Raw genomic sequence first — 11,299 nt, 5'->3', positions numbered from 1 at the left:
CCTCGGCCTCTCCGTCGTCATCGGCGCGTACTCGTTCGGTCCGATCTCCGGCGGTCACTTCAACCCGGCCGTCACGCTCGGGCTCGCCGCGGCTCGGCGTTTCGCCTGGCGCGACGTGATCGGCTACATCGTGGCGCAGCTCGTCGGCGGCATCATCGCATCGAGCATCATCCTCTGGGTGCTCGCCGGCGCCAAGGGCGTGAAGGGCGACTTCCTGAGCCTTCAGTTCAGGGGAGCATCCACGGGCTACGACGTGCTGTCGCCCGGCGGGTACGGATTCTGGTCGGTCTTCATCATCGAGATCGTCACGACCGCGTTCTTCCTCTACGTCATCCTGGGCGTGACGCACGTGCGCGCGGCGGCAGGCTTCGCACCGCTCGCCATCGGCCTCACGCTGACCACGGTCGCGCTCATCGCCATCCCGGTGTCCAACGGCTCGTTCAACCCCGCCCGTGCGCTGGCCACCGCCATCTACGGCGGGCCGGATGCCATCGGTCAGGTCTGGGTCACGATCGTCGCACCGATCATCGGCGCGCTCATCGCCGGCTTCACGTTCGCGCCGCTGTTCGACAGCCTCAAGAAGGTCGACGGCCGCCAGCGTTCGTAGCAGCTCGAGAAGCACGAGGGGCCCGGTCGCGCAGACCGGGCCCCTCTTCTGTGTGCTCTGTCGTCTGTTCCTCTGTCGTCTGTGTACTCTGTCGCCCTGGTCTCCTGTCAGGCTGCGACGAGGCGGCGCGATCGCGCATCCGTCTCCGGATCGCCCGCCTCCCCGGCCTCGGCCGCCCTACGGCCGACGATCAGCATGTAGACGAGGAAGGCGGCGAGCGCGAACGCGCCGATCGCGACCTTGGCCCAGACCGGAAGCCCGGACGGCGTCACGAACCCCTCGATGAGGCCGGAGCAGAAGAGACTGATCGCCGTGCCGACCGCGACCGCGAACAGCGCGCGGCCCTCCTGCGCGAGCGCCTGGCCCCTGGTGCGCGGCCCCGGTGCGACCCACGCCCAGAAGATGCGCAGGCCGGCCGCCGCGGCGACGAAGAGCGAGGTGAGCTCGAGCATCCCGTGCGGAAGGATGTAGGAGAACAGTACGTCGGCCCGGTCGTAGTGCACGAAGATGCCGGCCGCGACGCCGAGGTTGACGGCATTCTGCACCAGGATGTACGGCACGTAGACGCCGAGGATGCCCGTGGCGATGCTCTGCGCGGCCAGCCACGCGTTGTTGGTCCACACCTGGCCGGCGAACGACGCGGCCGGATCGCGCGAGTAGTAGTCGATGAAGTCGTGGTTCAGGTACTGCTTCAGATCCGTGGTGCTGCCCACGGCGGCGAGAGCCCTCGGATCGGAAACCAGCCACCACGCGACCAGGGCCGCCACCGCGACGGTGCCCAGCGCGACGCAGAGCGCCACCCAGCGCACGCGGTACAACGCCGCTGGCAGCGACGCGGCGAAGAACAGAGCGATTCCTCCTGCAGCGCTCGTGCGCGTGCCCGTGAATCGACGCCTGGCAGCGGCGATCACCGTGGCCAGCCGGTCGGTGTATGCGCTATCGCCGTCGGCGGAGCTCAGCGCCGACAGGTGCGTGGCCGCCACCTGATACGACGCGATCAACTCATCGGATGCCGCCCCGTCGAGCGTGCGGCGTCGCGCGAGCGCGCCCAGCCGCTCCCACTCGGCGCTGTGGGCTGCGGCGTACGCGTCGGCATCCATGGCTGATTAGATGGTAGCCATGAGCGGCCAGGTGGCGAGCAGCCCTCGCTATGCCGGCCCGGCGACGGGCGAGTACGCCGACGACGAGCGTCAGTTCACCGGGGAGGCCGTGGCGGTCGACGCCAGAGCTGCCACGTTCGTGCTGCGCGGCGCGGGCCTCGCGATCGACGCACTCTCGGGGTACGCCGTCGTCCTGCTGCTGTTCTGGGCGCTGTCCGGAGCGGGCAAGGTGCTCGACGCCGCGGCGACGGCAGCCATCCAGGTGGCGATCGTCGCGTTCGTGTTCGTGGTGGTGCCCACAGCCGTCGAGGGCCTCACGCACGGCCGCAGTCTCGGCAAGCTCGCGATCGGCGCGCGCATCGTGCGGGATGACGGCGCATCCGAGCAGTTGCGGCACGCGTTCGTGCGGTCCCTGGCGGGATCGATCGAGATCTACCTCACGCTCGGCGGCATAGCCGCCATCGCCGGTCTGCTCAGCCCGCGATCCAAGCGCATCGGCGACCTTCTCGCCGGCACGTACTCGCAGCTGCAACGGATGCCTGCGGCGCCGCCCCCACCGCCGCCGCTGCCAGCGCACCTCGCGGGCTGGGCCACGGTGGCCGATGTCGCCGCGCTTCCACCTCGGCTCGCCAGGCGCATCGCTGAGTTCCTGAGGCACGCGGGGACGCTCACGCCGGATGCCCGCACGCGCGTCGCCACGGAGCTCGCGCGCGAGGCCGCGCCGTTCGTCTCACCGCTGCCGAACACCGACGCTGAGTCGTTCCTCGTCGCCGTCGCCGCGCTCCGTCGCGACCGCGAGTACGCGGCGCTGATGGGCGATCGCGCGAGACTCGAACGCGTCGAGCCCGCACTCACGGCGCTTCCGCCCGGGTTCCCCCGCCGCGACTGACCGTGCGCGCTACCCCGCACGCAGCCACCCGCCGACTGCGCCGCATCTTCGGTACTGCGCCAGAACAAGTGGCGCAAACACGGCAAAGCGGCGCAAACGCCGATTCCCGCGGCCAAACGAGCAGGCTCGCTCGGCTCTCGGCCCAGTCGTCAGTGATCGCGCTCCGCGACTCAACTGACCCCATCGCCTCGGCCAAACGAGCAAGCTCGCTCGGCTCTCGGCTCAGTCGTCAGTGATCGCGCTCCGCGACTCAACTGACTCCATCGCCTCGGCCAAGCGAGCAAGCTCGCTTGGCTCTCGGCTCAGTCGTCAGTAGCGGTACTGGTCGGACTTGTAGGGGCCCTCGACGGGCACGCCGATGTACGCCGCCTGCTCGGCGCTGAGCGTGGTGAGCTCCACGCCGAGGGCGTCGAGGTGCAGTCGCGCCACCTTCTCATCGAGCACCTTCGGCAGGGTGTGCACGCCGAGCGGGTACGCATCCGCATTGCCGTGCAGCTCGATCTGACCCAGCACCTGGTTCGTGAACGAGTTGCTCATCACGAACGACGGGTGCCCCGTCGCGTTCCCGAGATTCATCAGCCGGCCCTCGCTGAGTACGAGCACGCTGCGCCCGTTGGGCAGCCGCCACTCGTGCACCTGCGGCTTGATCTCGACCTTCTCGGCACCGTCGAGCGCCTCCAGCGATGCCATGTCGATCTCATTGTCGAAGTGCCCGACGTTCGCCACGACCGCAAGATGCTTCATGGCGAGCAGGTGCTCGAGCCGCACCACGTTCTTGTTCCCGGTACCCGTGATCAGGATGTCCACCTCACCGATCACCGACTCCAGGCGCGACACCTGGAACCCGTCCATCGCCGCCTGGAGCGCGTTGATCGGGTCGACCTCGCTCACGATCACGCGTGCTCCCTGGCCGCGCAACGCCTCGGCCGCACCCTTGCCGACATCCCCGTAGCCCGCGACGAAGGCGACCTTGCCGCCGATCAGCACGTCGGTGGCGCGGTTCAGGCCGTCGACGAGCGAGTGGCGGATGCCGTACTTGTTGTCGAACTTCGACTTGGTGACCGAGTCGTTGACGTTGATCGCAGTGAACAGCAGCCTGCCGTCGCGTTCCAGCTCGTACAGCCGGTGAGCGCCGGTCGTGGTCTCCTCCGTGACGCCCGCGATCTCGCTCGCGATACGGGTCCAGCGGTCCGGCGACTCGGCGAGGGATTCGCGCAGCACGTCGAGGATCACACGGTATTCGTGGGAGTCGCGCGGGGCGGCATCCGGAACGCGTCCCTCACGCTCGAACTGCGCACCGAGGTGCACGAGCAGAGTCGCGTCACCGCCGTCGTCGAGGATCTGGTTCGGTCCGATGAAGTCGTGATCGGCTGCGCCGGCCTGCCGAGCCCGCTCGGCCTCCGAGCTCCAGTCGAAGATGCGGCTCGTGCACCACCAGTACTCCTCGAGGCTCTCGCCCTTCCACGCGAAGACGGGAACGCCCCGCGGATGCTCCGGCGTTCCGTCCGGGCCCACCACGACGGCGGCCGCCGCCTCGTCCTGTGTGGAGAAGATGTTGCAGCTCGCCCAGCGCACCTGGGCGCCGAGCGCCACGAGAGTCTCGATGAGCACGGCCGTCTGCACGGTCATGTGCAGCGAGCCGGCGATCCGAGCACCCGCCAGCGGCTGTGCGTCGGCGAACTCCGCGCGCAGCGCCATCAAGCCGGGCATCTCCTGCTCAGCCAGGCGCAACTGGTGGCGTCCGGCCTCGGCGAGCGCGAGGTCACGCACCCGGTATTCGAACGGACGGGCGTCCGACGTCGCGGTCTCGGATGCGTTCGGCGCGAGGTCCTGGGAGCTCAGGGAGGTCATGTGCTCCATTGTCTCAGCACGTTCCCGAGTGTTACGGCGACCCAGGACGGCCACGGGCATCCGCCATTCCGTTGCCGTATTCAGGACCTCCGCTCGCTCACCTGCATATCGCGGTCGAACCCCGCGCATCTCCTGAATACGGACGAGACGGGAAAGTGAACACGGCCGAGACGGGAAGGTGAATACGGACGGGAAGGTGGATACCGAGGGACGAGACGGAGCAGCCGCCGGCGCCGTCAGAGGCCGCCGAGCCCCTGCGGCTCGCCGATCACCTGATGCCGAACGACCTGCCATCCCTGCGGTGCGGAGAGCCGCTCGGCGTGGATGGCGCACAGATCGTACGTGTGCGGCTCGTGCGTCAGCGACAGCGGTCCGAGCACGACCATCGAATCCGCATAGTCGTAGGTGAGCGTCGACACGGCTTCGCGCGAGCAAGCCACCTTCGAACACGTGCGCACCGTCATCAGGGCACCAGACTACTCGGCAACCGCGCTGCGGCACCGTTCGTGTGCCTCCCCCGTTCACGGCGCGTCGCCGGCGCACGATGCACAGCGCCGTCGCCGCGGCAGGGCGCAGTGCGGGTGCACACTGCACGGTGCCGGTGCACACTGCACGGTCGCACCGCCCGGTGCACTGTGTTGCTGCACCCTGCTCGTCGCCGTGGCACCGTTCACCCCACCGTCCGGTGCGCTCTCGGAACACGTCCGCATGCGGGTTTCGACAGGCTCAACCCGCGGTGTGTCCATCGCGCCGAACAGCGTCGGACCGTGACCGTAGGATGGGCGACATGCCCCGATCCCGGCCAGTACGGTACGCCACCCCGGTGCGTCGATCGGATCGCCACGGGCGCGGCGCGCGAGGGCCCATCACCGGCCCCCACCTGCCTCTGCTGCAAGACCGGATCGACGTCTTCGAGATGACCGTCGCGACCACGGCCGACTTCCTCAAGGGCATCTGGCCCGACGAGCTCTCCGACATGCACGTGCAGATCGCGGCCGCGCCGTCCGCGGCGCTCGGTTACGAGGAGGTCGAGCGCTGGGGAGTCGACCACGCCACCAAGACGATCACCCTCTATCGGGTGCCGATCGAGAGGCTGGCCAAGCTGCACCGCAACGACGACCTGCATCGCAAGCTCCTCGTCGAGAGCTGCGTCTTCCGCGCCGTCGCCGAGCTGATGGGTCGCGACCCCTGGGATCTGGCGCCCGGCCGCTTCGGCGGGCACTACTGAGCCACGCGCCCGTCCCTCGCCGCTCGACCGGAGCGAAGGCGCACTACTTCGGATACACCGTGATCGGCTGCGCCAGCGGCCCCGGCGGGTTCAGGGCGAAGGATGACGACTGGGCGTCGCCCGTCAGGCTCACGGATGCCCGCAGCCCCTCCGCCCCTTCGAGCGTGTACGAGCCGCGCGCCGTGACCGGCACGGCGACGCCCTTGCCCGCCGGCACCGCGACCTTCTGCGCCGCCCCTGTCCTGGGCGTCAACGTCACCGACGCATCCGATCCGGTCTCGTTGCTCAAGTGCAGCGTCGGCGCGGATCCCGGCGGCACGGCCACCACCGACTTCTGGCCGAGCGGGGCCGAGGCCACGAACCACGCGAAGTCCTGCGTCGCCGCCTCGGCCTGAGCCGTCGCCGATTGGTCACCGCTCGCCGGTGCGGCGGCATCTACGGTGCGGGCCGCGGCCACGACGGGAACGTCCGACGTCACCTGCACGGTGTACGAGCCGTCGATCAGATGGTCGAACGTCACCTCGCGCACCGTTCCACCCTGCATCGTGATGTGCGACGTGGCTCCGACCCCCGGAGTGGTCTCCGACGTCGCCGTCACCGTGACGTGCGCTTCCGTCGTGCCAGGGGCGAGCAGCCGCACGGCAGGCAGCTGGTTCGAGCCGCTCTCGGCTCCGGTCGCGATGCGGGCGATGTTCGCCACCGTCATCCCGGGAATGGTGAGCTTCTGGGCGGGAAGAGCGGTCGGGCCCACGAGCTCGACGCCCTGCGGCGCAAGACCCTGTACGCTGCTCTGCTGCAGTGACGCGTACACGCTGCCGCCGCTCGCCTGCACGTGCACGACGGATGCCTGCACATTCGGCACGATCCCCGCCAGCGGCACCACGAGCTGCGAGTTCGCACGCACGACCAGCCCTCGGGCGCCGGGAGTCTCGGCGTGGCCCGCCTCGGTGTAGACGCCGAGGTCGACCGTGGCCTGCACCTTCGACGGATTGCTCAGCAGCACGAGGCTCGTCGCGCCGAGAGTCGTAGACCCGGCCACGAGCCAGCTGTCGGAGCCGGCCTCGCCGCACGCGGCGGCCGCCAGCCCTGCGACATCGTCCTCTCGTGCCCGCTGCGATTGCGCGCCGGCGATCAGCGGCCGGCCGCCGGAGCCGTCCGCCTGCGTCCTGATGACCCGCGGCGCACCGCCGCCACCGTGCACGCTCGAGGTGGCCAGGCTGCTCTGCGAGACCGAGGTCGTGGACGTCGTCACGAGCGACGGCGTGCCGATCGACGACAGCGATGAAGCATCCGTCGCGTTGCCGAGGTCGAGCAGTCCGCCTGGGCAGACCCGTTCCTGATCGGCAGGCACCGGCGCCACCTTCTGCGACGGCGGCGTCACCCGGAACTCCGGCAGCGGCACGAGCGCGGCGCCCGCGAGGGCGACGACAGCGACACCGACACCGATCACACCGGCCAGCACGCGAACGCTCCCGCGCGCGATCGCCCGATTACTCGGCATCACGACCCCCCTCGCTGCCGTTCATCGGCACGTCGCGCACGGCGAACGCATCCACTCGTTCCACGGTGTCCTCGTCGATAGCCCCGGTCGGCCGCTGGTCGCCGTACTCATACCGGCGTGCGGATGCCGCATCGTCGGGCGGGCTCTGCGGCTCACCGGCATCCTCCCGGGCATCCTCGCCCACCGCAGTGCCAGACGTCTCGCCGCCCGCTTCTGCGCCCTGGTCCCTGCTCTCTGTGCTCGTGTTTCTGCCCCCCGCGCCCGCATCTCTGCCACGAAGGGGATCCGACTCTGGCTGCCGACCGACCCGAGAAGGCTCCGTCGACTGCGGAGACGTCGAGGTCGCGGCTGCCGCGTCGTCGCGCGTCGGGTAGCCCGGACCCACGTCGACACCGGCATCACGATCTGCACCGGCAGCGCGTTCGCCGTCCGCGCCGGTACCGGTGTCAGCGGCCGGCGCACGATCCTCAGCTGCCGAATCGGGATGGCCGGGGTCGGTGCTCCCGGCATCCGCAGCGTCCGTATCCACGTCCTGGGGATCGCCGTCCGCAGCGCGGCCGGCACCGGCGCCGGTGTTGACGGGATCCGCTGTTGCCTGCGACTCGCGCTTCCGGCGATCGGCGTGCCTGCCCAGCACTTCCGCCGCCGTGGGACGCCGCAGCGTGCCGCGCTCGGTGCGCCCGGTCGGAAGCGCCAGGAGCAATGTGAGCCCGAACACGATGCCGAGCGCGACGAGCACCACGAGGCGCACCCAGCCGCCGGCATCCGGCGGGATCGGCACGCTCTGCCGTTGCTTCGGCACGCTCCACAGCACGGAGTCGTCGGTCGACGCCACCTGGGTGAGCAGCGGGTTGCTGTCGAGCGCCGTCTCCGCGCGCAGCTGGGTCGCGGATGCCGGTGAGAGCCCCTCCCCCGCGCTCGTCTGGAGCACCACGAACGAGACGCCGAAGTGCTTGAGCAGCGACGACGCATCCAGCCCGCTCGTGGACGTGAGATTGCCGGCGAGCGTGGCGAGCTTGCGTTCGTCCGGCGTGAGCACACGGCTCGTAGCGCTCAGCGTGCTCTGATCGTCGAGCGTCTCGCCCTTGCCGTGCAGCAGCTGCGCTCCCAGCGACCCGTCCTGCTGGGGTGCCAGCCGCAGAGTGCCGATGCGCGGATGCGTCTGGGCCTGCGCCGTCGCGTAGGCGGGCAGGGCATCCGTTGCGCCCGCCGAGATGGCGGAGGTCTGAAGCGGCACGGCGATCGCCAGCGGCGCGACGGCCACGGCCACGAAGGCCACGGTGACGGTCGCGGGACCGATGGCGAACCGCCCGAGCGCAACGAGTGCCATGGTCGCCGCCGAGATGAGCGCCAGCCAGTACAGGCTGAGCGCGCTTCCGGCCCAGAGCGGCACGGCGGCGGATCCCTGCGTGGACAACGAGACGTTAACGGCCGCCATCGCGGTCGCGAAGCCGAGCAGCGCCCCGATGAGGCAGAGCGTCGCTCTGATCGTGCCGCGCAGGAAGAGCGAGAGCAGCGCGAGGATGGCGACGGGGGCCATCAGGATCGGCACCACGACCGACGGGATGACCCCGCTGAACCCCAGCACCCCGGCGAGCGTCTGCCACCCGCCGAGGTCGCTGTCCGCGAACCCGAGAGCGACGTGCAGCGGATGCGCGGGCGCACCCGGGAGCGGCAGGCCGGGGTCCGCGAAGACCGCCAGCGGCGTGCCGCGCATCGTCTGCTGCCACACGAGCGGGGCGAACAGCACGAGCGTCGGTATGGGCACGAGCAGCACCCGAACGACGCCTCGGCCCGCGAGCGCGGATCCGACCACCCAGATCACGAACAGCGCGGGCGCCATGATGGGCGCGCAAGCGATCACCGCCGCGGCGAGGATGGCCGTCGTGGCGGCCGCCGCCCACGAGCGTCGAGCGGCGGTTCCGGCGAAGAACAGCCAGGGCAGCAGCAGGTGCACGATGACCGCGGCCGGCCTGCCCTGCTGCAGCGCGTCGAACAGCATAGGCGCCAGCGCCCACACGATCGCAAACGTGGCGCGCAGCACGGCGCGATGCGTGAGGCGCGTCGCGAGGAACCAGCCGCCGAGTGCCGCCAGCGGCAACGCGGCGAACCACAGCAGCACGATGGCGAACGACGGCTGCCAGAACGTCAGCGATCCGAGCAGGGCGAGCACACCGGTGAACGGATCGGCAGCGCCGACGAAGCCGATGCCGATGTCGCGCCAGCCATAACCCAGGTCGGCCCACAGCGTTCCGATGTCGTTCAACGGCAGCAGCCCGCCGCCGCTCGCCTGCGAAGACCCGAGCAGCGGCGCGAACAGCGCGACGCTCATCAGGGCCGCTGCCAGCACGACCCAAGCGCCGCCGCCGCTGAAGAAGTTCAGCTCACGCCGTTCGCCGTGCAGGCGCACCAGGCTCACCTCGCGACGCAGCCCGCGGATGCGGCGCACCTCGGCCCGAGGGATCCGCAACGGCGCGATCGCGCTCCACTTCACCACGCGCACACGCTTGATCGCGCTTCTCGCCTGTCCGACCCGACTGCCGCCGAATGCTGTGGCGAACGCGGCCGCGAACTCGCCGCCGATGGCACCGGGCTGTTTGCCGAGCAGGAAGCCGAGCGACCGGATGACCGCCAGCGGCACCAGCGAGAGCCAGTGGAAGACCAGGGCGAAGCCCGGCGCGTATGCCATGCGCCTGTGCAGCTGGGCGGATCGGCGCAGCCGGTGCTGCCTGCGCCGCTGCCTGCCTCGCGGCGTCCTCGGCTGCACGGCGACGCCGTCACCTGCCGAAGCCAGTCGGGCGCCGGGGACAATGACCACGCGGTGCCCGGCGAGGCGTGCGCGGACGCACAGGTCGAGTCCCTCGTCGAACGCGGGGAGCGCGGGATCGAATCCGCCGAGCCGCTCCCACACCGTGTGCCGGATGAGCATTCCAGCGGCGGGCACGGCGAGCATGTCGCTCGTGCGGTCGTGCTGCGCCTGATCGAACTCGTCCTCGACCGGCACGATCGTCGCTCCGAGGCGCGTCATGGACAGCCCCAGTTCCCGGATCACCGCGGCCTCGTCCCAGTCCACGAGCTTGGGACCTGCGATAGCGACAGATGGAGAGACGGCCACGGTCTCGATGAGCCGCGCGAGCGCCTCCGGTTCCGGAGCCGTGTCCTGACCCAGGAACCACAGCCAGTCATCCTCGGATGCCGCGGGAGGCACGACGCGAGCCGCGACCCCGAGGGCCGTGCCGAACGGCAGCTTCTCGGTCGAGGCCAGCAGCTGGTCAGGCGAAGCGGCGGATGCCTGGGCCGTCGTCGCCTCATCCGAGTCGACCGCGATCACCACGACGGAGTCCACGGGTCGGGTCTGCGACGCGAGAGCATCCAGGGTGCGTCTGAGGTGCTCGGTGCCGCGGTGCGCGACGAGGATGGCGGTGACTGTCGGAGGCATCGCGGACAGCCTAGGCAGGTGCGTGCCGAATACCCGGCACCCGGATCGCGTGCTCGCCGAATTGCCTCGTCATGCCGTCGTCACGACGTGACGTGTGCGGAGCCGCCTCGGGGACATTCTTCGGTCCCTGCGCGGCCCCGCACACGTTCACCGTCGCGAACGACGCCCGTGTCAGCTCCGACTCCGGATGCAGACGCAGGCGACTCGACGAACGCCGTCACCCCGCGCGTTTGCGCAGCTTGCGACGTTCCCGCTCCGAGAGCCCACCCCAAATACCGAAGCGTTCGTCGTTCTGCAGCGCGTACTCCAGGCACTGGGCCCGAACCTCGCACGACGTGCAGATCTTCTTGGCATCCCTCGTCGATCCACCCTTTTCAGGGAAGAACGCCTCAGGGTCGGTCTGCGCGCACAACGCATCCGACTGCCACGCCAGAGGATTCTCCTCATCCTCTTCGATCGATCGAACCCCCGGCACCCCAAGCCGGATGGGATCGACGAACCAGTTTTCGGGTACCCCCGGTCGATATTCGCTCATAGCCATATCGATCTCCCCACTGTGTTGCCACGCGCAAGGCGCGTTTCCATAATTACAGCCGTGTAGTTCGATCGCGTCAAGTCGCGAATCGTAAAGGCTCAAGCCGTGCTGGAGGGTTCGCGACGCGCCGAAAGACCCGCAACGATTTG

At 69.9% G+C, this 11,299-nt stretch carries 9 protein-coding genes; 3 read left to right on the top strand and 6 right to left on the bottom strand.

Going from position 1 to position 11,299, the window contains the following annotated elements; all coding sequences use genetic code 11:
* The coding region (locus VHB92_RS04680) for an aquaporin (RefSeq protein ID WP_325451894.1) at positions 1–607 on the top strand (607 nt) is incomplete at its 5' end.
* A gap of 107 nt (positions 608–714) precedes the next feature.
* Here VHB92_RS04680 and VHB92_RS04675 read toward each other — a convergent pair.
* Entirely contained in the window at positions 715–1,707 is a 993-nt protein-coding gene (locus tag VHB92_RS04675; protein ID WP_325451892.1) for a stage II sporulation protein M, read from the bottom strand.
* Positions 1,708–1,726: 19 nt separating this feature from the next.
* On the opposite strand from VHB92_RS04675, the gene VHB92_RS04670 reads away from it, so the two are divergent.
* Complete coding sequence (locus VHB92_RS04670) at positions 1,727–2,596, top strand: RDD family protein (RefSeq protein WP_325451890.1); 870 nt, start codon at positions 1,727–1,729, stop codon at positions 2,594–2,596.
* 309 nt (positions 2,597–2,905) lie between these two features.
* On the opposite strand, the gene ahcY is transcribed toward VHB92_RS04670, so the two are convergent.
* Positions 2,906–4,447: an adenosylhomocysteinase gene (gene ahcY, locus VHB92_RS04665; RefSeq protein ID WP_325451888.1), complete on the bottom strand. Its 1,542-nt coding sequence runs from the start codon at positions 4,445–4,447 to the stop codon at positions 2,906–2,908.
* A gap of 236 nt (positions 4,448–4,683) precedes the next feature.
* Positions 4,684–4,911, bottom strand: coding sequence for a DUF3499 family protein (locus VHB92_RS04660; RefSeq protein WP_325451886.1), 228 nt, complete (start codon positions 4,909–4,911; stop codon positions 4,684–4,686).
* A gap of 323 nt (positions 4,912–5,234) precedes the next feature.
* Between VHB92_RS04660 and VHB92_RS04655 the strand changes: the two genes are divergently transcribed.
* The gene (locus VHB92_RS04655) at positions 5,235–5,675 is read left to right on the top strand and encodes a metallopeptidase family protein (RefSeq protein ID WP_325451884.1); all 441 of its coding nucleotides are present in this window, start codon (positions 5,235–5,237) and stop codon (positions 5,673–5,675) included.
* Between the two features lie 43 nt (positions 5,676–5,718).
* On the opposite strand, the gene VHB92_RS04650 is transcribed toward VHB92_RS04655, so the two are convergent.
* The 3 genes from VHB92_RS04650 to VHB92_RS04640 form a co-directional block, all read right to left on the bottom strand.
* Positions 5,719–7,176, bottom strand: a complete 1,458-nt coding sequence (locus VHB92_RS04650) for a DUF5719 family protein (protein ID WP_325451882.1) — start codon at positions 7,174–7,176, stop codon at positions 5,719–5,721.
* Complete coding sequence (locus tag VHB92_RS04645; RefSeq protein WP_325451880.1) at positions 7,166–10,615, bottom strand: glycosyltransferase; 3,450 nt, start codon at positions 10,613–10,615, stop codon at positions 7,166–7,168. Before VHB92_RS04645 ends, VHB92_RS04650 begins: the two co-directional genes overlap by 11 nt.
* Positions 10,616–10,832: 217 nt before the next feature.
* The gene (locus VHB92_RS04640) at positions 10,833–11,156 is read right to left on the bottom strand and encodes a WhiB family transcriptional regulator (protein WP_325451896.1); all 324 of its coding nucleotides are present in this window, start codon (positions 11,154–11,156) and stop codon (positions 10,833–10,835) included.
* Positions 11,157–11,299: the final 143 nt, after the last annotated feature.

The organism is Humibacter sp. (assembly GCF_035547335.1).
Taxonomy (GTDB): Bacteria; Actinomycetota; Actinomycetes; order Actinomycetales; family Microbacteriaceae; genus Humibacter.
The sequence above is the reverse complement of the archived record's forward strand: the minus strand, read 5'-3'. Positions and strand labels throughout refer to the sequence as shown.

What these genes read in the sequence shown, in the direction of transcription:
- VHB92_RS04645 (WP_325451880.1), bottom strand. Translation starts at nt 10,615, where the DNA reads ATGCCTCCGACAGTCACCGCCATCCTCGTCGCGCACCGCGGCACCGAG.
- ahcY (WP_325451888.1), bottom strand. Translation starts at nt 4,447, where the DNA reads ATGACCTCCCTGAGCTCCCAGGACCTCGCGCCGAACGCATCCGAGACC.
- VHB92_RS04655 (WP_325451884.1), top strand. Translation starts at nt 5,235, where the DNA reads ATGCCCCGATCCCGGCCAGTACGGTACGCCACCCCGGTGCGTCGATCG.
- VHB92_RS04675 (WP_325451892.1), bottom strand. Translation starts at nt 1,707, where the DNA reads ATGGATGCCGACGCGTACGCCGCAGCCCACAGCGCCGAGTGGGAGCGG.
- VHB92_RS04650 (WP_325451882.1), bottom strand. Translation starts at nt 7,176, where the DNA reads ATGCCGAGTAATCGGGCGATCGCGCGCGGGAGCGTTCGCGTGCTGGCC.
- VHB92_RS04660 (WP_325451886.1), bottom strand. Translation starts at nt 4,911, where the DNA reads ATGACGGTGCGCACGTGTTCGAAGGTGGCTTGCTCGCGCGAAGCCGTG.
- VHB92_RS04670 (WP_325451890.1), top strand. Translation starts at nt 1,727, where the DNA reads ATGAGCGGCCAGGTGGCGAGCAGCCCTCGCTATGCCGGCCCGGCGACG.
- VHB92_RS04640 (WP_325451896.1), bottom strand. Translation starts at nt 11,156, where the DNA reads ATGGCTATGAGCGAATATCGACCGGGGGTACCCGAAAACTGGTTCGTC.